At 71.6% G+C, this 22509-nt stretch carries 22 protein-coding genes; 9 read left to right on the top strand and 13 right to left on the bottom strand.

The features are described 5' to 3' along the window. The first annotated feature begins 12 nt into the window (after positions 1-12). Positions 13-1128, top strand: coding sequence for an aldo/keto reductase (locus LZ198_RS17280; RefSeq protein WP_253973084.1), 1116 nt, complete (start codon positions 13-15; stop codon positions 1126-1128). Positions 1129-1149: 21 nt separating this feature from the next. Here LZ198_RS17280 and LZ198_RS17275 read toward each other — a convergent pair whose 3' ends face one another. The 6 genes from LZ198_RS17275 to LZ198_RS17250 form a co-directional block, all read right to left on the bottom strand. Further along, positions 1150-1737 carry a Uma2 family endonuclease gene (locus tag LZ198_RS17275; RefSeq protein ID WP_253973083.1) on the bottom strand — a complete coding sequence of 196 codons (588 nt, stop codon included), beginning with the start codon at positions 1735-1737 and terminating at the stop codon, positions 1150-1152. Between the two features lie 63 nt (positions 1738-1800). Then, positions 1801-2538, bottom strand: coding sequence for an SDR family oxidoreductase (locus LZ198_RS17270; protein ID WP_253973082.1), 738 nt, complete (start codon positions 2536-2538; stop codon positions 1801-1803). Between the two features lie 24 nt (positions 2539-2562). Further along, complete coding sequence (locus LZ198_RS17265; protein WP_253973081.1) at positions 2563-3954, bottom strand: FAD-binding oxidoreductase; 1392 nt, start codon at positions 3952-3954, stop codon at positions 2563-2565. 13 nt (positions 3955-3967) lie between these two features. Further along, positions 3968-5413 carry a UbiA family prenyltransferase gene (locus LZ198_RS17260; protein ID WP_253973080.1) on the bottom strand — a complete coding sequence of 482 codons (1446 nt, stop codon included), beginning with the start codon at positions 5411-5413 and terminating at the stop codon, positions 3968-3970. Between the two features lie 95 nt (positions 5414-5508). Further along, entirely contained in the window at positions 5509-6555 is a 1047-nt protein-coding gene (locus LZ198_RS17255; RefSeq protein ID WP_253973079.1) for a class I SAM-dependent methyltransferase, read from the bottom strand. 6 nt (positions 6556-6561) lie between these two features. After that, positions 6562-6930 carry an MXAN_6627.5 family MYXO-CTERM protein gene (locus LZ198_RS17250; RefSeq protein WP_253973078.1) on the bottom strand — a complete coding sequence of 123 codons (369 nt, stop codon included), beginning with the start codon at positions 6928-6930 and terminating at the stop codon, positions 6562-6564. Between the two features lie 114 nt (positions 6931-7044). Between LZ198_RS17250 and LZ198_RS17245 the strand changes: the two genes are divergently transcribed. Continuing rightward, the gene (locus LZ198_RS17245) at positions 7045-8373 is read left to right on the top strand and encodes a response regulator (protein WP_253973077.1); all 1329 of its coding nucleotides are present in this window, start codon (positions 7045-7047) and stop codon (positions 8371-8373) included. A gap of 21 nt (positions 8374-8394) precedes the next feature. On the opposite strand, the gene LZ198_RS17240 is transcribed toward LZ198_RS17245, so the two are convergent. Beyond that, entirely contained in the window at positions 8395-9042 is a 648-nt protein-coding gene (locus LZ198_RS17240) for a hypothetical protein (protein WP_253973076.1), read from the bottom strand. Positions 9043-9099: 57 nt separating this feature from the next. Here LZ198_RS17240 and LZ198_RS17235 point away from each other — a divergent pair, with 57 nt between their 5' ends. The 4 genes from LZ198_RS17235 (at position 9100) to LZ198_RS17220 (ending at position 11559) form a co-directional block, all read left to right on the top strand. Next, complete coding sequence (locus LZ198_RS17235) at positions 9100-9612, top strand: hypothetical protein (protein ID WP_253973075.1); 513 nt, start codon at positions 9100-9102, stop codon at positions 9610-9612. A gap of 69 nt (positions 9613-9681) precedes the next feature. Further along, complete coding sequence (gene bcp / locus LZ198_RS17230; protein ID WP_253973074.1) at positions 9682-10401, top strand: thioredoxin-dependent thiol peroxidase; 720 nt, start codon at positions 9682-9684, stop codon at positions 10399-10401. Between the two features lie 124 nt (positions 10402-10525). Continuing rightward, positions 10526-11020 (top strand): hypothetical protein, encoded by a 495-nt coding sequence (locus tag LZ198_RS17225; RefSeq protein WP_253973073.1) that lies wholly within the window; start codon positions 10526-10528, stop codon positions 11018-11020. A gap of 101 nt (positions 11021-11121) precedes the next feature. Continuing rightward, positions 11122-11559: a hypothetical protein gene (locus LZ198_RS17220; protein WP_253973072.1), complete on the top strand. Its 438-nt coding sequence runs from the start codon at positions 11122-11124 to the stop codon at positions 11557-11559. A gap of 47 nt (positions 11560-11606) precedes the next feature. Here the strand turns inward: LZ198_RS17220 and nagZ are convergent, their stop codons facing one another. Next, positions 11607-12671, bottom strand: a complete 1065-nt coding sequence (gene nagZ / locus LZ198_RS17215) for a beta-N-acetylhexosaminidase (protein ID WP_323382735.1) — start codon at positions 12669-12671, stop codon at positions 11607-11609. A 340-nt stretch (positions 12672-13011) separates the two neighbouring features. On the opposite strand from nagZ, the gene LZ198_RS17210 reads away from it, so the two are divergent. Both LZ198_RS17210 and dbpA read left to right on the top strand, forming a co-directional pair. Further along, entirely contained in the window at positions 13012-13407 is a 396-nt protein-coding gene (locus tag LZ198_RS17210; protein WP_253973070.1) for a DUF488 domain-containing protein, read from the top strand. Positions 13408-13499: 92 nt separating this feature from the next. Then, a complete protein-coding gene (gene dbpA / locus LZ198_RS17205) occupies positions 13500-14885 on the top strand; it encodes an ATP-dependent RNA helicase DbpA (RefSeq protein ID WP_253973069.1) in 1386 nt (461 codons plus the stop codon). Here the strand turns inward: dbpA and LZ198_RS17200 are convergent, their stop codons facing one another. The 5 genes from LZ198_RS17200 to LZ198_RS17180 form a co-directional block, all read right to left on the bottom strand. After that, on the bottom strand, positions 14886-15788 hold the full coding sequence (locus tag LZ198_RS17200) for a hypothetical protein (RefSeq protein WP_253973068.1): 903 nt from the start codon (positions 15786-15788) through the stop codon (positions 14886-14888). A gap of 38 nt (positions 15789-15826) precedes the next feature. Continuing rightward, positions 15827-16723: a ribosomal protein L7/L12 gene (locus LZ198_RS17195; RefSeq protein WP_253973067.1), complete on the bottom strand. Its 897-nt coding sequence runs from the start codon at positions 16721-16723 to the stop codon at positions 15827-15829. 141 nt (positions 16724-16864) lie between these two features. Continuing rightward, complete coding sequence (locus tag LZ198_RS17190; protein ID WP_253973066.1) at positions 16865-18967, bottom strand: BatA domain-containing protein; 2103 nt, start codon at positions 18965-18967, stop codon at positions 16865-16867. Next, positions 18964-19842 (bottom strand): DUF58 domain-containing protein, encoded by an 879-nt coding sequence (locus LZ198_RS17185; protein ID WP_253973065.1) that lies wholly within the window; start codon positions 19840-19842, stop codon positions 18964-18966. Before LZ198_RS17185 ends, LZ198_RS17190 begins: the two co-directional genes overlap by 4 nt. A gap of 6 nt (positions 19843-19848) precedes the next feature. Continuing rightward, positions 19849-20877, bottom strand: coding sequence for an AAA family ATPase (locus LZ198_RS17180; RefSeq protein WP_253973064.1), 1029 nt, complete (start codon positions 20875-20877; stop codon positions 19849-19851). A 325-nt stretch (positions 20878-21202) separates the two neighbouring features. Between LZ198_RS17180 and LZ198_RS17175 the strand changes: the two genes are divergently transcribed. Beyond that, positions 21203-22498 carry a hypothetical protein gene (locus LZ198_RS17175; RefSeq protein WP_253973176.1) on the top strand — a complete coding sequence of 432 codons (1296 nt, stop codon included), beginning with the start codon at positions 21203-21205 and terminating at the stop codon, positions 22496-22498. Positions 22499-22509: the final 11 nt, after the last annotated feature.

Genomic DNA, 22509 nt, shown 5'->3' with positions numbered 1-22509 from the left:
ACGGAGGCACGCATGGCCAAGGACAAGCGCATCGACTCGTTGGCGCGGTACCACCTGCTGGGGCGTTCGGGATTGCGGGTGAGCCCGCTGGCCCTGGGCACCATGACGTTCGGCACGGAGTGGGGGTGGGGCAGTCCGAAGGAGACGGCCCACCAACTGCTCGCCCGCTACCTCGCGGCGGGGGGCAACTTCATCGACACGGCGGACGGCTACACCGGCGGCACGAGCGAGCGCATCATCGGTGACTACTTCGCGAGCAACGGCGGACGTGACGCGGCCGTCATCGCCACGAAGTTCACCGTCAACACGTCGCCGGGCGACCCGAACGCGGGAGGCAACGGCCGCAAGAACCTCCGCCGGGCGCTGGAGGACTCGCTGCGGCGGCTGAAGACGGACTACGTGGACCTGTACTGGATGCACGCGTGGGATGGCATCACTCCGCTGGAGGAGGTGATGCACACGCTCACGGACCTCGTGAGGCAGGGGAAGATTCGCTACTTCGGCTTGTCGGACGTGCCGGCGTGGTACTTCGCGCGGGCGCAGACGCTGGCGGAGAAGGAGGGGCTGGAGCGCGTGGTGGCGTTGCAGCTCGAGTACTCGCTGGTGGAGCGCAACATCGAGCGTGAGCACATCCCCGCGGCGCTGGAGCTGGGCGCGAGCATCGTCCCGTGGAGTCCGCTGGGCTCCGGGCTGTTGTCCGGCAAGTACACCCGGGAGGGCGTCAACGCGAAGGGGGACGGGCGGCTGAAGGGCGCGCTGGAGAACGGCAACCCCGGCATCGTGAAGCTCTTCACGGAGCGCAACTGGGGCATCGTCGACACGCTCATCTCGGCGGCGCGCGAGCTGGACAAGTCGCCCGCGCAGGTGGCGCTGGCGTGGGTGGCGCGGCGGCCGGGGGTGGCCTCGACCATCATCGGGGCGACGAAGTCCGAGCAGCTCGAGTCCAACATGCGCGCGCTGGACGTGGAGCTTCCGCCGGCGCAGGCCGCGAAGCTGGAGGCGGCGGGCCGCCCCGACCTCGTCCACCCCTACATCTTCTTCGAGGATGCGTTCTTCACCGGAGGGATGTTCACCGGCGGCACGACGGTGCGGAAGGAGCCGGGCTGGTTCCGACCGGCGCCTCGCTAGGGTCGCGGCGCCCGCGCTGGCTCAGGTGCTCGGTTGGACGGAGCGCCAGCGCCAGCCGAGCCGCAGCTCGAGGTCCTCGAAGGGCGCGGCCTTCACGAGGGTGTCCTCCTCTCCGAAGACGCCCAGTTCCAACCACCGTCCGTCCGACTGCTGGTGGATGGTGAGCGTGCGCTCCTCCAGGTCGATGAACCACAGGTGTTGGACGCCGATGCGCGCGTAGAAGGGACGCTTGATGCGCCGGTCATAGGCGCGCGTCGACGGGGACAGGATTTCGCAGACCCAGTCAGGAGGCGTGGTCCACTGACGCTCGGGGAGCGAAGGGACTCGCGAGCGGCGCCAGCCGGCCAGGTCCGGTACGAACTCGGGTGAGCCCGGGACCTGGATGCCTGGCTCGACCATGAGCCACCAGCCGCCCGGTCCAGGATTGCCGAGTTGGAAGGGGCTATCCAACTCCCCGAAGAGTCTCAGCCCGAAATAGACATGCCCGCCGCCAGGGCGGGCATGCGCATACAGCGTTCCATCGATGATCTCGCCCACGACGCCCTCGGGCAGGGCCTCGATGTCCGAGAGGGTCGCTTCCCTCTCCAGTTCACGCTTGCCGTAGGCCATGCCTGGAGTGTGGGGATACCAACGCCCCCTGACAAGCATTGCGCCGGGCGCTGGCGCGCGACGCTACAGTTTGAGCTTCTTGAACACGGATTCCGGGATGCTCCGGATGATGAGCATGATGAGCGCCCAGATGCCGGGGACGTAGACCTCGTTCTTGCGTCCGTCCGCCGCGCGCAGCAGCCCACGCGCCACCTTGTCTGGAGATGCGAAGAGCTTGTTCTTCGGGAGGTGCGCCGTCATCGGTGTGTCCACGAAGCCGGGCTTCACCGTGACGACCGCGACGTTGGACTTCGCCAGCCGGTTGCGCAGGCCCTGGAGGAACACGTTCAGCGCGCCCTTGGACGCGCCGTACACGTAGTTGCTCTGCCGGCCCCGGTCCCCCGCCACCGACGAAATCACCACCAGCGTGCCGGCCTTCTGCGCCTCGAAGCGATTGGCCAGCACCGTCAGCAGCGACACCGCGCTCAGGAAGTTGGTGCGCAGCACCGCCTCCGTCGCCTCCCACGAGCGCTGCGCCTCCGCCTGGTCTCCCAGCACGCCGTGCGCGAGCACCACGCCATCCAAGCCGCCCAGCGACTGGAACGCGCCGTCCACCAGCGCCTCGTGCGCGTCGAAGGTGTTCAGGTCCACGGCCTGGGAGTCGACCTTCGCCGCGCCCCGGGTGGCCGCGTCCCTCGCCACCGCCTCCAGGTTCTCCGCGTTGCGGCCGACGAGGTACAGCGAGGCCCCGCGCGCGGCGAGCAGCCGCACCGTCGCCTGGGCAATGGCGCTGGTGGCGCCGAGGACGAGCACTTTCTTCATGGGCAGGGCAATCTCGGAAAGGAGTCAGCGAAGCGCAAGCACGGACTGGGGCTGGGGCGCGCCCGCGCCGCGCTCCGCCTCCAACGAGAAGGGGAGGCTCACGGGGTTCATCCGCCGCCAGAAGGACGACGAGAAGGCGGGGTCGACGTAGCCGGCGAACTCGGCGCGCCGGGGGAAGTACGCCGCGAAGCTCTCCGCGCTCATCCGCGCGTCCTTCGCCGGGTACACCGCGCCGCCCGCCTCGCGCGTCAGCCGGTCCAGGTCCTCGACCAGCTGGTAGGTCTTCTCGCCCCGGTTGGCGAAGTCCATCGCCAGCGTCACGCCCTGCCGCGGGAAGGACATCCACCCCGGCGAGGGGACGTCCCCGAACGTCTTCAACACCGACAGGAAGCTGGGCAGCCCGCCGCGCGAGCTGCGCTCCAGAATCTCCTTCAGCGCGTCGCGCGCCGTGGCGTACGGCACCACGCACTGGAACTGGAGGAAGCCGCGCGAGCCGTAGATGCGGTTCCAGCCGTAGATGGCGTCGAGCGGATAGAAGAACGGGTCGTAGTGCGTGAGCCGCTGCTGCGGCTTGCCGTTCTGCCGGTGGTAGTAGAGCCAGTTGAACGCCGACACCGACAGCCGGTTGAGGCAGAACGACGGCATGTCCATGGGCACCGCCAGCCCGATGCCGTGCGACAGGTGGCTCTTGGCCAGGGGCAGCCGGTCGAACTGCGGCGGCGCGAAGTTGCCCCGGTACAGCAGCCCCCGGCCCACCTTCTTCCCGCGCGCCAGGCAGTCCACCCACGCCATGGTGAACTCGTGGTCCGCCTCCGACTCGCGCGCCACCTTCAGGAACGCGTCCAGGTTCTCGAACGGCACCGTCTCCTGGAGCACGAACGGGTTGTGGATGGGCTTGAGCTGCACCTCCGCCCACGTCACCAGCCCCGTCAGCCCCAGGCCGCCAATCGTCGCGCCGTACCAGTCCGCGTGCTCGTCCGGCGCGCACACCCGGCGGCTGCCGTCCGAGCGCACCAGCTCGAAGCGCCGCACGTACCGGCCGAACGTCCCGCCCCGGTGGTGGTTCTTGCCATGCACGTCGTTGGCGATGGCCCCGCCCACCGTCACGTACTTGGTGCCCGGCGTCACGGGCAGGAACCAGCCGCGCGGCACCGCCAGCCGCAGGATCATGTCCAGCGTGACGCCCGCCTCGCACCGCACCACGCCGGTGGCCGGGTCGAACGCGATGAAGCGGTCCAGGCCCGACGTCAGCAGCAGCGTCCCACCCGCGTTGAGGCACGAGTCGCCGTAGCTGCGCCCCAGCCCGTGCGGCAGCATCTTCCCGGACAGGGACGGCAGCGCGTCCGTGCGCCACACCAGGGGGTGCGTGGTCTGCTCGACGCGGGGATAGCGCCCCCAGGACTCCGGTGACCTCATCTCGCAAGCCCTCTCACGTGGCCGCCCACAGCACCAGGGCGGAGACGAGCCCGACCGCGTAGCTCACCTTGTCCTTGAGCGCGAAGACGAGCGGGTCCTCGTTCACGAGGCCCCGGTGCGCCAGCACCCAGACCCGGCCCACCCAGTAGATCATCACCGGACACAGCAGCCACAGCCGGTCCGGGTGGTCGTAGTAGACGGTGACTTCCTTCGAGGAGATGTAGAGCGCCAGCACCAGCACGGACACCTGGCCGGCGCCCGCGCCCAGGCTGGCGAGCTGCTCGTAGTCCTGCGCCAGGTAGCCGCGCCCGTGCGCGGACGTCTCGTTGGACAGCCGCAGCCGCCGCACCTCGCTCAGCCGCTTCACCAGCGCCAGCGACAGGAACAGGAACATGCTGAACATCAGCAGCCAGCGCGACGTGGGCACGTCCACCGCGAGCGAGCCGCCGAAGATGCGCACCGTGTACAGCCCGGCGAGCACCAGCACGTCCAGCATCACCACCTGCTTGAGCCGCAGCGAGTACGCCAGCGTCAGCACGTAGTACGTGGCCAGCAGCGCCGCGAAGCTCGACGGCAGCAGCACGCACACCGCCGCCCCCGCCGCGAGCAGCACGGGCGCCAGCACCACGCCGGTGCTCACCGGCAGCGCGCACGCGGCGAACGGGCGCTTCTTCTTCGACGGGTGCCGCCGGTCCGAGTCCAGGTCCAGCAGGTCGTTGAGCACGTACACGCTGGAGGCGCACAGGCTGAACGCGAGGAAGCCCAGCCCGGCCTTCGCCAGCAGGTCCCCCGACGCCGCCTTGTGCGCGGCCAGCAGCGGCACGAAGACGAGCGCGTTCTTCGCCCACTGGTGCACCCGCAGCGCCTTCACCCACGTGCGCACCCCCGTGGACGGGCGCTCGAAGACCTTGTGGACCTCCCGGCCCAGGCCCCGCGCCCGCTCGAGCACCCCCGCCGGCGCGTGCACCACCACCAGCCGCTGGGACTGCTGCCACAGCGGCAGGTCCACCGCGTCGTTGCCCGCGTAGTCGAACGTGCCCAGCGCCTCCCGCAGCCGCGAAAGCTTGCGCGCGCCGGACAGGTTCGTCACGCCGTCGCTGGCGAACACCGCGTCGAAGAGCTCCAGGTGCTTCGCCACGCCCTCCGCGATGCGCTGGTCCGCGGCCGTGGCCAGCACCAGCTTGCGGCCCCGCGCCTTCTCCTCGCGCAGGAAGGCCAGCAGCTCGTCGTGGTAGGGCAGGTGCGCGAAGTCCAGCGTGGCCCGCCGCGACACCTCCGCCTTGAAGAACGCCTTGCCCTTCAGCACCCAGAGCGGCAGGAGCAGCAGCAGCCAGGGGGCGCGCTTGAAGAGCACGAGCAGGCTCTCGTGCAGCGTGTCCGTGCGCACCAGCGTCCCGTCGAGGTCGACGGCGAGCGCCACGTCGGGCGAGTCGGGGGAGAGGGGTGCCTCGGGAACCATGAGAAGGCGGCCAAGGGTAGCCCACCGGTTCGCGGAGTGGGACCAGAAGCGCACCGGCGCGTCCTGGCCGCCCGGCGCCCGGCGGGGCGCCCGGCTCAGTCCAGGCGGGCGATGAGGAGCGTCTGGAGGGGCAGGTGGCGGATGGGCCGGCTGCTCTCGATGCGATAACCCGCATCGTCGAGGAATCCCTCCACCTCCGCCGGGGTGTACGCCGCCGCGCCGGAGGTGACGAAGTAGTGCAGGCCGATGAGGGGCGCGGAGCTGGCCGGGTCCTCGATGTCGCCCCTCAGGTACTCCAGCACCGCCAGCGTCCCCTTGGGCGCCAGCGCGGAGCGGATGCGCCGCAGCAGCGCCACGTTCTGCGCGGGCGACAGGTGGTGCATCACCTGGAACAGCAGCACGCCGTCATAGGGCCCGCCCAGGTCCGCGCCGAGGATGTCGCCCTCGCGGTGGCCCACCAGGTGGCTCAGCCCCGCCGCGGCGATGATGCCCCGGCCCACGCGCGCGCTGCCCTCCAGGTCCAGCACCGTGGCCCGCAGGCCCCGGTGGCGCAGGCACAGCTCCGCCGCGTACCACCCGTGCGCACCGCCCAGGTCCAACAGATGCCTCGCCCCCCGGGGCAGGGGGATGGCCGCGGCGACCTCCGGGGCCGCCAGCCGCGCCAGCTGGTGCATGGCGTGGATGTAGTCCCGCCACCGGGGGTCCTCCGGCGCGAAGTCGTGGATGTCCACCGCCTGGCCGGAGCGCACCACGCCCTCCAGCCCCGTCCACCAGTCCCACTGGGCGTAGTTGAACTCCAGGAAGGCGCCCACGTACCGGGACGAGCGTGGATCCAGCCACCGCTTCGAGCGCGGCGCCAGGCGGTAGCGCCCGTCGCGCTGGCGCTCCACCGCCTCGCACGCCACCAGCGCCTCCAAGAGCGACCGCGTTCCCTCCGGCGACAACCCCAGCCGGGACGCCAGCGCCTCCGACGTGGCGGAGCCCTCCTCCGCCAGCGCGCCGTAGAGGCCCAGCCGCGCCCCCGCCATCAGCGTGCGCGACGCCATCATCCCGAAGAAGGCGTGCGCCAGCGGCTGGGGGGCCAGGTTGAACCAGTCCGCCACGCGCTCCAGCAGCGAGTCCGCCTTGAGGCCCAGTCGCATGCTCGCCTACCTCTTCTGGCGGGGCACGGCCATCGCGGCCAGCCCGACCACCAGCAACGCCGCCTCGGCCCCCAACACACACCCCTGCTGGTTGGCCTGGCGTACACCCGTGTAGCGACAGGAGCCGCTCTGGCACGTGAAGCGGGGCGAACAGTCCTTCGTGCTCCGGCAGGACGTCGTCACCCGTCCCGTCCCGTCGTCCTGCTCCGGGTTGTCCCGGTCCGCGCCTCCCTCGCCGCTGGAGGCGTCCGGGACGTTGATGATGACCCCCCCATCCTCCGACGACTGGGCCAGCGCGGCGGCGGGCAGGAGGAGGGGGAGGCAGGCCAGCAGGGCCAGGCCCTGGGCGCGAGAGAGACGGAAGGAAGAAGCCATGACGGAGACGGCACCCTAACCGCCCGGCGGCACAGATGCATCCACCGTGGAAACCGGACGTCGGGGGCAGATTGTCCCACCCCGTGGCTGTCATCTGGTAGCGTACGCCCCGCGATGGCCGCCCCCAGAATCCTCGTCGTCGACGACAACCCGGAGCTTCTCTCCCTCCTCACCCAGTTGTTCGAGGACGCGGGCTACGAGGTCGTCGGCGCCAGCCGCGGCAGGCAGGCGATGGAGGTCGCCCGCGCGAGTCCGCCCGGCGCGGCCGTGCTCGACATCCTGTTGCCGGACATGATGGGTTACCACCTCGCGGACGCGCTGCGGAAGGACAACCCCCAGCTCCCGCTCCTGTTCATCACCGGTGTGTTCAAGGGTGGCAAGCACGCGCTGGAGGCCCGGCAGAAGTACCAGTCCGCCGGCTACTTCGAGAAGCCGTTCGAGGCGCAGAAGCTCCTGGAGGCCGTCACCAAGGTCCTCCCGCCGCCGCAGAAGGCCGCCCCCGCCGCCTCGCTCCAGGACGCCTTCGAGGTGGAGCTGGACATCGACGTGGAGGAGGAGGGGCCGCAGGACGTGATGGAGCTGACGGGTCGCATCAAGGTGACCGGCGGCGGCAACATCACCGCGGAGATTCGCGGCGCCAACCTCACCGCCAGCCCCATGCAGAAGGTGCCGGCCACGCAGGTGCGCCCGCCCACCCCGGGGCGCCCGCCGGATCCGCTGCCCGCGGGGTCCGGCGCGCCGGGCAGCCGCCGCGGCGAACTCAGGGACAACCTGCCCTCGCTGCTCACCGCGTACTACCTCTCCCGCGAGACGGGCGAGCTGGGCATCCAGCGCGGCAAGGTGAAGAAGGTCGTCTACTTCGAGAAGGGCATGCCGGTGTTCGCCCTCTCCAACCTGCTCGCGGACCGGTTCGGCCAGTTCCTCGTGCGCGTGGGGAAGATCAAGCCGGAGCAGCTCCAGGACGCGTCGGCGGTGGCCGCGCAGACCAACCGCCGCACCGGTGACGTGCTGGTGGAGCGGGGCCTGCTCAAGGACACCGAGCGGCTCTACTACGTGGGCCAGCAGGTGAAGGCGGTCATCTACTCGCTCTTCGCCTGGGACGAGGGCACCTACGTGATGAGCTTCCGCGAGAAGGCCAGCGCGGAGTCCATCAAGCTGGACGTGCACCCGGCCAACCTCATCGTCCGGGGCATCAAGAAGCTCTACAAGCCGGAGCGCCTGCGCCGGCTGCTGCAGCCCGAGGACCGGCTCATCCCGGCGGTGGCCCCGGCCTACCAGCTCAACGAGGTGGAGCTGGAGCGGTGGGAGGCGGAGCTGCTGCCGAAGATCGACGGCAACCGCACCGTGGCGGAGCTGCTGGCCTTCGCCAACCGCCCCGAGCACGTCGTCTACGGCTTCCTCGTCGCGATGATGTCGCTGGGCATCCTGGACAAGCGCTCGTAGCGCCCGTCCACCCCGGCGACTTCAGCCGCCCGCCAGGCGCGAGCCGATCCAGAACAGCCCGAGCGCGCCGGAGCCCAGCGCCACCGCGCGCTGCACCCAGGCGGTGAGGCGGGAGTTGAGGCGCGTGAGGCCCTCGGCGAAGAGCAGGCCCACCGCGCCCATGCCCAGGAGGATGCCCAGCGCGAAGCCCGGCAGGTAGGTCCACGCCGCCAGGCTCATGCTGCCGCCCACCAGCAGCGGGGGCAGGGCCAGCAGCAGCGAGCGCACGCCGCTGACGGCCATCAGCGCGCCGGCCGCCGTGCTCACCGTGTGCACGTGCTCATGCGGCTCGTGCGCGTGGCCGGGCAGGTGCGGGTGGCCGTGGTTCATGGTGTTGGGGAACAGCAGCGCGGCCACCGCGAGCGCGACGAGCACCGCGCCGCCGAAGATTTCGGCCCAGCGCTCGAACGTCTCCGACAGGCCGACGCCGGCGAGCAGGCAGAGGGTGGCGATGCCGCCGAGCATGGCCGCGTGCCCGAGGGCGAAGCGGAAGGCCGTGGTGATGGCGGCGCGCCGTCGCCCGCCGCCCAAGGTACCGAGCGTGGCCATGGCGGCGCAGTGGTCCGGCCCCACCGCGTGGAGCAGACCCTGGGAGAGACCCAACAGGAAGGCGAGAAGGATGGGCGACACGGCGTGTCACCCTAGCCGCGCTTCCCTCCGGAGGCCAGCAGGAGGTACCTACGCGTCATGTGGACTGTCTTCCGAAGGCTTCCGGCGACGTTGTCGCTCTGTGTCGGTCTCTCGCTCTTCGCCGGGTGTGACTCCGGGCCCCTCCAACCGTCCGGGGACGCGGAGTTCCAGGCCGCGGACACGAAGTACACCGCGTCCGTGACCGAAAAGGTCCCCCTGAACGACCCGGCCTGGGACCAGGTCGTCGCCGCGTTCGAGAAGGTCCCCCCGGGCTCCAAGGCCCGTCCAGAAGCGGACAGGCGCATCGCCGCCATCCGCACCCTGCGCGGCGCCCTCCCGCCGCGCCCGCTGGCGACGCCCGGCGCGACGGGGCCGGGGACCTCGGAGGCGGACACCCAGCGCGCCGCGTGCGAGGCGCTGGCGAAGAAGCTGGGCCAGACACACGACGAGCCCACGCGCGCGCCGCTGCGCAAGGCGTTGGACGACTGCCGCGCGCAACTGGTGCGCCTGGAGTCCCACAACCACCCTCCGGGCGAGGCCGGCGACGAGCACGGCGGCGAGCTGCACTGAGTCGGTTGCGTCACGGCGCTCGGGTGATTGAGAACGCGGCCTGTTTGTGGCTATGGAGCGCGCATGCCCATGCCCCAAGCAGGTGACGCGGCCCCTGGCTTCCAGCTCCCCGACCAGGACGGCAACACCGTGACGCTCTCCCAGTTCGCGGGGAAGGACGTCGTCCTCTACTTCTATCCGAAGGACGACACTCCCGGCTGCACGGTGGAGGCGTGCAACTTCCGCGACGAGCACTCGGCGCTCACGGCCGCCGGCGCGGTGGTGCTGGGCGTGTCCGCGGACGGCACCGCGAGCCACCGGAAGTTCGCCACCAAGTTCAACCTGTCCTTCCCGCTGGTGGCCGACACCGGGCACACCCTGTCCGACGCGTACGGCGTCTGGGGTGAGAAGTCGCTGTATGGCCGCAAGTTCCTGGGCATCACCCGCGCGACGTTCCTCATCGGCCCCGACGGGAAGGTGAAGCAGGTGTGGCCCAAGGTGAAGGTGGACGGCCACGTGGCGGAGGTCCTCGCCGCGCTCGGCGCGAGGGGCGGCACCACCTCGGCGGCGTCCGCGCCGGCGAAGAAGGCGTCGACGAAGAAGGCCGCCGCGAAGAAGGCGCCCGCGGGCAAGGTGGCCCGGTCGGCGGCGGCTCCCGCGAAGAAGACCGCGCCGGCGAAGAAGAAGACCGCGCCGGCGAAGAAGAAGGCTCCCGTCGCGAAGAAGTCAGGCGCAAAGAATGCGCGTGCGAAGAAGGCTCCGGTCGTGAAGAGAATCGGTTCCACGGGAGCGGCGAAGAAGGGCCGTTGAAGGTCGAAGCTGGACGGGCGGCCGACGAGGCCGCCGAGTACCCGCCCCGTGGTTCGGGCACCCGTGGTGCCCATTCCTCCGGACAGACGGAGGAATCGAAGGGAAGCGAACCCGAGGAGTGCATATGCGCGAGCGGAGTTTTCGGCGGTGGACCCAGGTGGTGGCGCTGACGGTGGGCGCGGTGTGGAGCGTGGGCTGTGGCGGGCTGCCCGAGACGGGTGGAAAGCAGCCGGACGAGCCGCGGGGCGGCGCGTTCGCGCAGCGCGGCACCCAGCCGGAGGCCCTGTTGGACATGCAGGGTGAAATCCACGCGGAGAAGGCGCCGCCGTACCTGATGACGGCGGACCGGGGCCACAACGGCACCATCAAGCAGATTGGCTCCAGCATCGACCCGCGGACGCCGAAGCTCGAGGGCCAGCAGAACAAGTCCATCCACGACGACTCCGGGAAGATGATGCAGCACCGGTACGGTCTCGAGGGTGGCGCGGGCTACTCGCCTTCCGCCCAGGGGCTCGGCGGCGAGGACGGCGCGAGCGTCGGCGGCCCCACGGACTACAACCACAGTTGGGGTTATCGCCCCGTGGGCTGGCAGGACCGCAACGTGCGTCCTCACCGCTAGGGAGCCGGGGGGCGCCTGCCCGGCGCCCCGCCGTCGTCTCCGAGCGGCGTGACTATCCATCTCCCGGCGGGAGCATCACGGCTCCGCCGGGAGGATGGAACATGTCCCAGGCAAGCGTCCGTCAGTGGTTCCTGCCCGGCGTGCTCGTCGTGGCGTCGGCGCTGGGCACCGCGGGGTGTCAGCGCGAGGAGCGGGAGCTCCAGCGCGAGGAGCGGCGGATTCCGAAGGCGGGCACGTCGTACCAGGGCGTCGCCAACGACGAGCAGCCGCTGAGCAGCTTCGGGCCCGGCACGGGTGGCGCGGGCTTCCAGAACATCGCCCCCGTGCAGGACCGCGTGGGGGAGAACCTGCCACCCACGGCGGTGAAGAACGTCCCGCCCAAGGAGCTGCCCGGCGTCGCGGCGGGCAATCCGGTGGACGTGGAGAAGCTCGAACAGCAGCAGCGCGAGGGCATCCCGCCGCCGCCGAACGAGCGCGAGACGCCGCCGCCCCAGGACCTCCAGCAGCGGAAACAGAAGCAGGCCCCGCGGAACCCGTGAGGCCCCTGCGTCACCGTGGGGCACACCGCGTCGAGCGGGCGCCGGGCTCAGCGCGACGCGAGCATGACCTCGGTGGGGTCCTTGCCCGCGAAGGCGCTGTCGAGGCCGCGGGCGAGCGCCTGGTGTTCGGTGTCCCCCAGCGTGGCGAGCCGGTCCTCCGCCGGGTGCGCGAAGCGGGAGGCGAGCACGTCGAGCCGGCGGTGCGCGTCGACGATGCGCTGACGCGGGACGCGCCCGGACTCCACCGCCTTCACCAGCGCCTCGATGGCCCGGCGCTGCACGTCCGCCTGGTGGCACACGAGGAACAGGTCCACGCCGGCCAGCGTGCCCAGCACCGCGGCCTCCTCCACCGAGTAGTGGTCGGCGATGGCCTTCATCTCCAGGTCGTCGCTGACGAGCACGCCGTCGAAGCCCAGCTCCTCGCGCAGCACGCCTCCCAGCACGCGCTGGCTCATCGTCGCCGGCACCCCCGGGTCCAGCGCGTCGAAGAGCACGTGCGCCGTCATCAACGACGCCAGCCGGGCCTGCGCGAACGCGCGGAAGGGCACCAGCTCCACGCGGCGCAGCCGCTCCAGGTCATGCGCCAGCCGGGGCAGGGTGAGGTGGCTGTCCGTGGTGGTGTCCCCGTGTCCGGGGAAGTGCTTGCCGCACGAGGCGACGCCGCCGGCCTCCATGCCCCGCGCGAGCGCCACGCCCAGCCGCGCCACCTCCTCCGGGTCCCGGCTGAAGCTCCGGTCGCCGATGACGGGATTGGCCGGGTTGGTGTCCACGTCCAGCACCGGCGCGAAGTCCCAGTCGAAGCCCACCGCGCGCAGCTCGTGCGCGAGCAGCCGGCCCACGCGCTCCGCCTTTCGCGCATCTCCCTGCTGACCCAGCTCGCGCATGGGCGGCAGCGTGGTGAAGGGCGCGCCTCGCAGCCGCGCCACGCGTCCACCCTCCTGGTCCACCGACAGGATGAAGGGCCGCCCCGCGCGCGTCTTCAGCTCGCGGCACAGGCCCGCCGTCTCCTGCGCCGTGCCCACGTTGCGCTTGAAGAGGATGGCGCCATAGATGCCGTCGTCCATCAGCGAGGCGAGGTCAGCGTCGATGCGGGTGCCAGGGAAGCCCACCATGAAGAGGCGGGCACAGTCGCGATAGAGGGCGGAAGCAGTCACATTCCGCAGTCTGGCAGAACCGCGCGTGAGCCAGGAGGTCGGAAAGCGACGGGGCACGCCATGCGTCGGATGCTCGTCAGCCCCTGGAGCGGCCCGGTGCGCTGCACGCCGGCCAGAATCTTCGCGTGCCGCCATCGAACCCGCGCCATGCGGGCGCCGGCGCCTCCCGGACGAGGAGGCGGGACCCCGGCCGTTGCTCCCCACTTCGCCTGTCGCGACGCCACGTTGGAGGCATCCACGGTGGCGCAGCGCCGCTGGCGTGGACTCCACACCTCCACCTACGGGAGCCGGCAAGGCGATGATTCAGCTCGAGCGTGTGTACCAGCACCTGGCGCGAGAGGACTCGGAGGGCGCGCGCTTCCTGGTGGAGCGGCTGTGGCCCCGGGGCGTGAAGAAGACGCGGCTGGAGATGGATGGCTGGCTCAAGGACGTGAGCCCCAGCACGGAGCTGCGCAAGTGGTACTCGCACGACCCCGCGCGCTGGAAGGAGTTCCAGCGTCGGTACGCCCGGGAGCTGGGCGAGCATCGCGAGTCCCTGGCGCCCCTGGTCGAGGCCGCCCGCCACGGGGACGTGACGCTGCTGTACAGCGCGCGGGACGAGGACCGGAACAGCGCCGTCGTCCTGAAGGACGTCCTGGAGCGGGAGCTGCGGAGCAAGCCCCGCCGCTCGCGGCGGCGTCCCACGGTCCATTGACCGACGCAGGGCTTGTCCCCGCGCCGACGGCTGCTACAAGGGCGCCCGGGATTCCGAGGCACCTTCCGCGCCTCCGTTCACTCGAGGCATCGATGGATTTCGCCACGCTCTCCCTGTCACCCCCGCTGCTCCAGGTCTTGAAGGAGCTGAAGTTCGAGACGGCCACGCCCATCCAGGAGCAGGCCATCCCCGTGCTGTTGCAGGGCAAGGACCTGGTCGGCCAGGCGAAGACGGGCAGCGGCAAGACGGCCGCGTTCTCGCTCCCCGTGCTCCAGAAGGTGCGCCTGCCGGAGCGGAGCGTCCAGGCGCTGGTGCTGTGCCCCACGCGCGAGCTGTGCGCGCAGGTCGCCGGGGAGCTGCGCCGGTTGGGGCGCCGCATGCCCCAGCTCCAGGTGGTGGTGCTCGCGGGTGGACAGCCCATCCGTCCGCAGTTGGAGGCCCTGGAGAAGGGCGCGCACGTCGCCGTGGGGACGCCGGGGCGGGTGCTGGACGTGCTGGACCGCGAGGCGCTCGACACGCGGCGGCTGGGCACGGTGGTGCTGGACGAGGCCGACCGGATGCTCGACATGGGCTTCCGCGAGGACATGGAGCGCATCCTCGGCGCCATGCCGTCGCGCCGGCAGACGGTGCTCTTCTCCGCGACCTTCCCGCCGGACATCGAGAAGCTGAGCCGGACGTTCCAGCGCGACCCCGTGCGCGTGACGGTCGAGGACACGGCCGCCGCGCCCGACATCCGTCAGGTGCGCTACACGTGCGAGCCCGAGGCGAAGCAGGCGACGCTGCTTCGTGTCCTCCGCCAGTACCAGCCGGCCTCGGCCATCGTCTTCTGCAACCAGAAGGCGACGGTGGTGGAGGTCACGAAGGCGCTCGCGGCGTCCGGCGTGAGCGTGGACGGGCTGCAGGGCGACATGGAGCAGTTCGACCGCGACCAGGTGATGGCGAAGTTCCGCAACCTGAGCACGCGCGTGCTGGTGGCCACGGACGTCGCGGGACGCGGCATCGACGTCGAGGCCCTGGACGCCGTGGTGAACTTCGACCTGCCGTTCCAGCCGGAGCCCTACGTCCACCGCATCGGCCGCACGGGGCGCGCGGGCCGGACGGGCCTGGCCATCTCGCTCTGCACGCCGCGCGACGAGCGGAAGGTGGAGACCATCGAGGAGGCCATCGGCACGAAGCTGGAGGTCGGGGACGTGGACACGTTGCCCCCGGCCGAAGGCGGCGGCGCGGCGTTCCTGGGCTCGACGTGGGAGACGCTCTACATCTCCGCCGGACGCAAGGACAAGATGCGGCCTGGAGACATCCTCGGCGCGCTGACGGGCGAGGCGGGCGGCTTCAACGCCACCGACGTGGGCAAGATCGAGATCCAGGACCACATCGCCTACGTGGCCGTCGCGCGGCGCGTGGCGAAGGTGGCCTTCCAGCGCTTGAGCGAAGGCCGCATCAAGGGCCGCAAGCACCGCATCGCGTGGGTGCGTTAGTCACGGCTCCGAGGCTGGCGACTCCCTGACCGGGAAGGGCAGCGGGAGCAGCCGCGAATCACGCCTGCGCGCCGCGTCGCGGAGCGGCTCCAGCTCCGGAGAGGGCATGCGGTCGAGGAGGACGAGCGCCTCCTCGAAGCGCTCGAGCTCGCGCAGCAACTCCGCGTGCAGCCAGCGGGGCTCGGTGCCCTCGCTCGAGCAAAGCGCCATCAAGGCCCGCGCGTTCTCGCGGACCTCGTAATCGCGCTGGGAGAGCGGCACCCACGCGTCCCCGCCACGGAAGGCGTCGTTCCCCCGCCACCACGTCCACCGACGCAGCTCGCGCTCCTCGTCGAGTGTCCGCGCGAGCCCTTCGCGGAGCGCGTCGAGCAACAGGGCCTCGTCCTCGAGCCGGATGCGGGGCGCCTGCCTCCACTCGGCGGGTCTCGTGTCGAGGGGGACCTTGACGGCCACCTCCTGGGAGGAGACGGCCGCGCCCTGATGCTCGAAGCGGAGGGTGACCTTTCGTGCCTCCTCCCGGGTCCTGTACTGGCCGATGGGCGTGGGGAGTCGGTCCATGCGCCGCCGCACGTCCTCGAGGTTGGTTCCCAGCTCCTGCAGGAGCAGATGCCTGACGTCGACACGCCGCTTGCCTGCGTGGTCGAGGATGAGGCGGGTGTGGGGCTCCTCGCGCCACTCCGAGATGGAATCCAGGTCACACAGGCGACGGGCCCGCTCGACCCAGAAGAAGACGCGGCAGCCCACGCAGCGCGCGACCGTGGGAAGACTCGCCCGCATCGCCGTCTCGAACCAGCCGTCACTCCAGCGCTCGGCGCCGAACGTATTGTCGGTGGCCAGCGAGGGGGACCGGTGGGGAGCGCCGCAGTGAGGACAGGCCAGGACGATGTCGGGACCCGGGAGCATGACGGGGAGGGAGTCTAACGACTCCGGGGTGTGCTTCCTCAAACGGCTTCGGGCCGCGGTAGCGGGAGCAGCCGAGACTCACCCCGTCGCACCGCGTCGCGCAGGACGTCGAGCCCCGGACTCGTCGCCAGGGGCGGCGGGAGGTCCAGGAGGGCGCGTGCTTCCTCGAAGCGCTCGGATTCACGCAGCAGCTCCGCGTGCATCAGTCGCTGCTCTGCGTCGTGGGTCGAGCACAGCGCCATCAGTGCCGCGGCGTTCTCGCGGACCTCGGGAGCCCGTTGGGAGAGCGGCACCCAGGGCGCGCCTCGGCGATAGTCCTTGTTCCCCACCCACCAGGCCCACTGCCTCAGCTCGCGCTCCTCGTCGGGCGTCGTCGCGAGCCCCTCGCGAATCGCTTCCAGGAAGAGCGCTTCCGTCACGTACTCCACCTGGGGCGCCTCGCTCCATTCCTGGGGATTCGTCTGCACGTAGGGTTGGGTGACGACGCAGGTCGAGCTGACATGGGCGCCGAGCTGTCCCAGCGCGGCGACGACGTCTCGTGCGTCGGACGGGCGGACGTACTCGCCGACTCGCGCGGGGAGATGGTCGACGAGGTGTCTCACCGCCTGGAGGCCGAGCCCCAGCCGCGCTCGGAGTTGCCGCATGACCTCGACGCGACGTGTGCCCGTGCTCTCCAGCGTGAGGGTGGTGAGCGTCTCGTCGCACTGGGAGGTGTAGTGGTCCATCTCACCGAGCTCGACGGCGCGCTTGACCCAGAAGAACACCCGGCAGCCCACGCAGCGGGCGATCCACGGCGGCAGCGGGCACATGGGCGCCTCGAACCAGCCATCGCTCCAGAGCACCGCGCCGAACGTATTGCCGGAGGCCAGGGACCAGCGCCGGTGGAGTGCGCCGCAGCGCGGACAGGCGATGACCACGTCGGGACCGGGGACCATGACAGGGACTCCATCCGGGGCGCCCGTGCAGGCGCGCAGGCTCGGCGCGCCCGGGATGGACGCGTGGCCTGGGGATGACGGCTCCGGCGCCCCACTCCCTGACACGGCCGCCGGCGCGTGAGGGAGTGCCCCGCCCCGCCGCTACTTGCGCAGCAGCGTGCCTTCCAGGAAGAACGCCACGCACGCGGCCAGGATGAGCCACGTCCACAACGGCACGGTGGGCTTGTCCGCGTCACCCGTGGATGCCTTCACCGTCTCCTCGCCGAAGTAGGCGGTCAGCGTGTCCTGCGGGACGCGCGTCAAGTCACTCTCCGCCGGGTCCAGCGTCGCGGCGAAGGACAGCGCGGGCTGCATCTTCCCGTCCGCGCCGAGCACCGAATACGCCCCGGGCTCCATCACCGGGCCCGCCACCACGGAGCCGTCCGACTGCTCCTTCACCGGCAGGTCGCCACCGTCCGGCGTGCGCACGGCCGTCACCTTCTGCGAGCCCTCCGGGCGCAGCGTCACCTGCTCGCCCACGCGCACGCGCACCTCCTCGCGCTCCTCCAGCGAGCCGGTGAGGTACGCCGCGAAGCGCTGCATCAGCGGCAGGAAGCTGGTGCGGATGGCGAAGTCGCTCCAGTCGCGGTCCACCGTGCTGGTGAACAGCGCCACGCGGCCCTTGCCCTTGCGCATCACCGCCACCGCGGGCGCGCCGTCCTCGTACGTGGCCAGCACCTGGCTCGCGCCCGGGTTCGCGGGGTTGTCCGCCTCCAGCAGCATGTACCGGTAGAAGCGCGCCCCGATGAGGCCCTCCTCCGCGCGGCCCGTGAAGGGCGAGAAGAGGACGTGCTCGGACTTCACCTGCGCCAGCCGCGCGGCCTTCGTCTCCGCCTCCGGGTCCGTCTCGCGCTCGGCGCTGGTGCGCACCACGCGCAGGGGCCTCGGCAGCACCGCGCCCAGCCGCTGGTTGTAGTCCTCCGTGTTCACCCGGTCGCCCATGCTGATGAACAGCCCGCCGCCGTTCTCCACGAAGGTCGCCAGCCGCGCGGCCTCCTCGGCGCTCGGCGCGGTCACGTTGAGCAGCAGCACCAGGTCGTACCCGGAGAAGTCCTCGCCCAACCCCACCTCGGCGTCGCGCACCGCCACCTCGACGGGCGAGCCCGGCGCCGTCAGCGCCGCGTCCACGAAGAAGGCCTCGTCCCGGTAGCGCGTCGCGTGCGGCGCGCCGTTCACCACCAGCGCCTTCAGCGCGCGGGGCACCGGCAGCACGAAGGCCCGGCGGTCATCCTCCGCCAACGCGTCCGGCGCCAGTGTCACCTGTCCCACCACCGTGCCGCCTTGCGGGAAGCGCACCGTCAGCGCCTTCTGCGTGGTGCCGCCCGCGGGCACGTCCACGAAGCCCTTGGCCAGCGTCGTCTCGCCCACGCGGACCGCGGCCTCCAGGTCCTTGGCCGCCTCCGTCCCGAAGTTGCGCACCGTGAAGGTGAACTGGAACGCGCGCGGCCCGGCCTGGAGCGCGGGCTCCACCTTGAGGTCGACGATGGCGTGGTTGCCCAGCGCGTCGCGCCCGGAGGCCACGTCGCGCAGCACCACCTCCGGCTTCACCGGCGCGCCCGTGGGGCCCTTCACCGTGGGCGGCGGGGCCTCCAGCCGGAAGGCCGACGCCGCCATGTCGGAGACCACCACCAGCCGCTTGCCCGGCATGGGGTTCTCCTCCAGCGCGCGCGCCGCCAGGTCCATGCAGCGCGACAGGTCCGCGCCGCCGTAGGTCGGCTTCGCCTCGTCCACCAACGCGCGCAGCCGGGCCCGGTCGAAGCCCGGCGGCGGCGGCGCGGCGGGCGACGCCGTGCACACCAGCACCGTGGCCGGCTCCTCCGGCAGCAGGTCCTTCAGCGCGTCGCGCGCCTCGTCGCGTCCGCGCTCGAACAGGGCCGTGCCGTCCGACCAGCGCATGGACAGCGAGGCGTCCAGGATGATGGCCGTGGCCGCCGGCCCCTTCACCACCTGCGCGGCGTTCGCCTCGCTGCCCAGCTCCGGCTTCGCCAGCGCGAAGGGGATGGCCAGCAGGATGAGCGTGCGCAGAACGTAGAGCAGCAGGCGCTTGAGCTTGAGGCGGCTGGCGGTGCGCTTCTGGCTGCGCAGCACGAAGGCCATGGGGCCGAACGGGTGGGGACGCGGCCGGCGCCGGTCGAACAGGTGCACCAGCAGGGGGATGAAGGCGCCCAGCGCGCCCAGGAGCATCCACGGATTGCCGAACGTCACCCGCGCCTCCCGCGCCGCGCCAGGTAGCGCAGCAGCACGTCGTCCAGCCGCTCGTCGGTGCGCACCAGCTCGTAGTCCACGTCCGCCTCCGCGCACGCGGCCTTCACCTGGGCGAGGAAGGCGTGGAACTCCTCCAGGTAGCTCTCCTTGATTTCACGCGGGTTCACTTCGATGCGCCCCTCGCCCTCCATGTCCAGGAAGAGGGTGGGGTCGTCGAAGGGGAAGGTCAGCTCCGCCGGGTCCACGACGTGGAACAGCGACACGTCGTTCTTGCGCTGCCGCAGCGCCAGCACCCGCTTGAGCGCGTCCTGCTTCTCGTCCAGCAGGTCCGACAGGACGATGACCGAGGAGCGCCGGGGCAGCACCTCCGCCAGGTGGTCCGCCGCGCTGCCCAGGTCCGTGCCGCCCCCCGGCACCGTCGCGTCCAGCGTGTCGAGCAGCACGTTGAGGTGGCCCGCCGACGCGCGCGGCGGCACGTCCTTCCACTTGCCGCCGGTGAGCAGCGCCAGCCCCGCCGCGTCCTGCTGACGCACCAGCAGGTAGCACAGCGCGCCCGCCAGCGTCGTCGCCACGTCCAGCTTCGTCAGCGCGCCGCTCGTGTAGCCCATGGAGGAGGACGCATCCACCACCATGACCGAGCGCAGGTTCGTCTCGTGCTCGAAGCGCTTGACGTAGTACTTGTCGAACTTGCCGTACGCCTTCCAGTCGAGGTGCCGCAGCTCGTCGCCGGGGGCGTATTCCTTGTGCTCGGCGAACTCCACGCTCTGGCCCTGGTGCGGACTCTTGTGGAGGCCGGAGAGCACGCCCTCCATCACCGCGCGGGCACGCAGCTTCACGCCCTTGAGGCGGGCCAGCGTCTGGGCATCGAGCAGCACGCCGCGCTAGCCCTTCACCACCGACAGCAGCTGGTCGACGAGCTTCACGGAGGTGATGCCCTCGCTCTCCGCCGTGAAGTTGGGGAGCACGCGGTGGCGCAGCACCGGCCGCGCCAGCGCCCGCACGTCCTCCACCGTGGCCACGAAGCGGCCGTGGAGGATGGCGCGCGCCTTGGCCGCCAGCACCAGGTACTGGCTGGCGCGGGGACCGGCGCCCCAGGACACGTTCTTCGCCACGAAGTCCGGCACGCCGGCCTCCTTCGGGCGCGTGTTGCGCACCAGCTCCACCGCGAAGCGCACCACGTGGTCCGGCACCGGCACGCGCCGCACCAGCTCCTGGAGCGCGAGGATGCGCTCGGGGGAGAGGATCTTCTCCAGCGCGGGCTGCGCGCCGCCGGTGGTGCTCTTGACGATCTGCACCTCCTCCTCGGCGGTGGGGTAGCCCACGTCCACCAGGAACATGAAGCGGTCGAGCTGCGCCTCGGGCAGCGGGTACGTCCCCTCCTGCTCGATGGGGTTCTGCGTGGCGAAGACGAGGAAGGGCAGGTCCAGCGGGTACGTCCGGCCGCCGGCGGTGATGCGGTACTCCTGCATCGCCTGCAGCAGGGCGGCCTGCGTCTTGGGCGGGGTGCGGTTCACCTCGTCCGCGAGGATGATGTTCGCGAACAGCGGCCCCTGCACGAAGCGGAAGTTGCGCCGACCGGTGTTGCGGTCCTCCTCCAGGATGTCCGTGCCCGTGATGTCCGACGGCATCAGGTCCGGCGTGAACTGGATGCGGTTGAAGGACAGGTTGAGCACGTCCGCCAACGTGGAGATGAGCAGCGTCTTGGCGAGGCCCGGGACGCCCACGAACAGGCAGTGGCCCCGGCTGAAGAGGGAGATGAGCAGGTGCTCCACCACCTCGCGCTGGCCGACCACGCGCTTTTCGATCTGCGCGACGATGGCGTTGCGGGCCTGGGCAAGCTCCTCGACTGCGCGGAGGTCGTCGCTCGAGGCGTCGGGCACGGGAGTCTGGGCGGGGGCGGCGCTTTCCATGGAAGATGTCTCTTAATTCGTGGGCGCCGCTCGGACCAACGGTTTCCTCCCTCCAAGCGGCCGCGGCGTGCGCTGGCAACCGTTGGAGCGACGACCTATTCCGCTGCCATACACTCCGGGAGGGTGCTTCCGGAGGGCCTCGTGCCCGGTGGACCGCGCCTGCATGCCCCCCAGGCCTGCTCCAGAGCCCCCGGAGGGCCGGGGAATGCCGTGTCCCGGACACGCTGGCTACCTTCCAGGAGGCGCGGCCTCCGGTGGACGGAGGCGGCCCCTGGGAGCGCGCATGAGGTCGAAGCGGACGAGGGCTCGGGGCTGGAGGGCATGGGTGCCCCTGGCCGCGCTGTGCCTTGGGGTGGCCTGCGGGACGGAGCACGGGACTCCGGAGTCTCCGGACGCGGGGGGCCCGGGCGGCGGCTCCGCGGCGTCCAACCCGGAGCGCCCCTCGGCCGGGGAGACGGCGAGCGGGGGCTGGGGCCACGGCCTGGGCGGGCCCGAGGACGACACGGCCACGGGCGTGGCCGTGGGGCGGGACGGGGACGTCGTCACGGTGGTGTCGGGGACGCCCCGGCAGGACGAGGACCGGGCGCCGGTCCCGGGTGAGCGCCTGGTGGTGTCGCTGGCGCGTTACGCGGCGGACGGGACGCGGCGCTGGCTGCGCGAGTTCCCCCGGGAGCGGCTGGCGGAGCTGCGCGTGGCGGCGTCCCCGGGGGCGGACGGCTCGATGTTCCTGAGCGGCAACGCGTTCCTGTACCCGGCGGACTTCGGGTTGGGGGCGACGAACGACGGCTTCGTGGTGCGGTTCGACGCCGAGGGGAAGGCGCGGTGGCAGCGCCGCGTGGGGCAGAAGGCCTGGTCGGTGGCGGCGGATGGCACGGGCGGCGTGGTGGTGGCCGCCGAGGAGTGGGAGGGCGAGGAGGTCCAGGACCCGGTGCTCACGCGGCTGGACGCGGACGGCTCGGTGCGCTGGACGCGGCGCTTCCCGGGGACGGGGGAGGAGACGGCGCTGCGCGCGGTGACGCTGACGCCCTCCGGGCGGACGGTGTGGGCGGGGCAGTTGTCGGACACGCTGGAGGTGGATGGGCGGACGTTCGGCGCGAAGGGGCGGCGTGGGTTCGTGGTGCTGGCGTTCGACGACGCGGGGAAGCTGGTGTGGGGCAAGGAGCTGCCGGGCGCGAAGGGGCGGGTGACCTCCGTGTCGTCGGGACCGGATGGCGCGGTGTCGGTGGTGGGGGACTTCACCGGGCTCCTGGTGTGGGACGGGGCGTCGCTCGGGTCGTCGGGGCCGTTCCTGCTCCGGGTGGGCGCGGAGGGCGAGGAGCTGGGGCTGCGCCAGCCGGCGTGCGGCGAGGTGATGGCGCTGGGGCCCTCGGTCGCGGTGGATGACGAGGGCGGCGCGACGGTGGTGTGCGGCGACGTGCTCTCCCGCTACACGCCGGATGGCACGTGGCGCGACGACCGGACGGTGCCCCCGGTGGGGTGCGCGAGCGGGACGTGCTCGCTCGCGGCGACGGGCATCGCGGCGGAGCCCCAGGGCGGAGTCGTGGTCGCGGGCTGGCAGCGGGATGGCACGGGCGACACGTGGAACCAGGATGGGTTCGTGCGGCGCGTGGTCCCGCAGTGAGCCTGACGCGC

It is taken from the genome of Myxococcus dinghuensis (genome assembly GCF_024198235.1).
GTDB lineage: Bacteria > Myxococcota > Myxococcia > Myxococcales > Myxococcaceae > Myxococcus > Myxococcus dinghuensis.
This window is presented reverse-complemented; position numbering and strand designations above follow the sequence as displayed.

Coding starts and splice junctions, on each gene's coding strand:
- LZ198_RS17280 (WP_253973084.1), top strand. CDS start 13: ATGGCCAAGGACAAGCGCATCGACTCGTTGGCGCGGTACCACCTGCTG.
- LZ198_RS17275 (WP_253973083.1), bottom strand. CDS start 1,737: ATGGCCTACGGCAAGCGTGAACTGGAGAGGGAAGCGACCCTCTCGGAC.
- LZ198_RS17270 (WP_253973082.1), bottom strand. CDS start 2,538: ATGAAGAAAGTGCTCGTCCTCGGCGCCACCAGCGCCATTGCCCAGGCG.
- LZ198_RS17265 (WP_253973081.1), bottom strand. CDS start 3,954: ATGAGGTCACCGGAGTCCTGGGGGCGCTATCCCCGCGTCGAGCAGACC.
- LZ198_RS17260 (WP_253973080.1), bottom strand. CDS start 5,413: ATGGTTCCCGAGGCACCCCTCTCCCCCGACTCGCCCGACGTGGCGCTC.
- LZ198_RS17255 (WP_253973079.1), bottom strand. CDS start 6,555: ATGCGACTGGGCCTCAAGGCGGACTCGCTGCTGGAGCGCGTGGCGGAC.
- LZ198_RS17250 (WP_253973078.1), bottom strand. CDS start 6,930: ATGGCTTCTTCCTTCCGTCTCTCTCGCGCCCAGGGCCTGGCCCTGCTG.
- LZ198_RS17245 (WP_253973077.1), top strand. CDS start 7,045: ATGGCCGCCCCCAGAATCCTCGTCGTCGACGACAACCCGGAGCTTCTC.
- LZ198_RS17235 (WP_253973075.1), top strand. CDS start 9,100: ATGTGGACTGTCTTCCGAAGGCTTCCGGCGACGTTGTCGCTCTGTGTC.
- bcp (WP_253973074.1), top strand. CDS start 9,682: ATGCCCCAAGCAGGTGACGCGGCCCCTGGCTTCCAGCTCCCCGACCAG.
- LZ198_RS17225 (WP_253973073.1), top strand. CDS start 10,526: ATGCGCGAGCGGAGTTTTCGGCGGTGGACCCAGGTGGTGGCGCTGACG.
- LZ198_RS17220 (WP_253973072.1), top strand. CDS start 11,122: ATGTCCCAGGCAAGCGTCCGTCAGTGGTTCCTGCCCGGCGTGCTCGTC.
- nagZ (WP_323382735.1), bottom strand. CDS start 12,671: ATGGTGGGCTTCCCTGGCACCCGCATCGACGCTGACCTCGCCTCGCTG.
- LZ198_RS17210 (WP_253973070.1), top strand. CDS start 13,012: ATGATTCAGCTCGAGCGTGTGTACCAGCACCTGGCGCGAGAGGACTCG.
- dbpA (WP_253973069.1), top strand. CDS start 13,500: ATGGATTTCGCCACGCTCTCCCTGTCACCCCCGCTGCTCCAGGTCTTG.
- LZ198_RS17200 (WP_253973068.1), bottom strand. CDS start 15,788: ATGCTCCCGGGTCCCGACATCGTCCTGGCCTGTCCTCACTGCGGCGCT.
- LZ198_RS17195 (WP_253973067.1), bottom strand. CDS start 16,723: ATGGTCCCCGGTCCCGACGTGGTCATCGCCTGTCCGCGCTGCGGCGCA.
- LZ198_RS17180 (WP_253973064.1), bottom strand. CDS start 20,877: ATGGAAAGCGCCGCCCCCGCCCAGACTCCCGTGCCCGACGCCTCGAGC.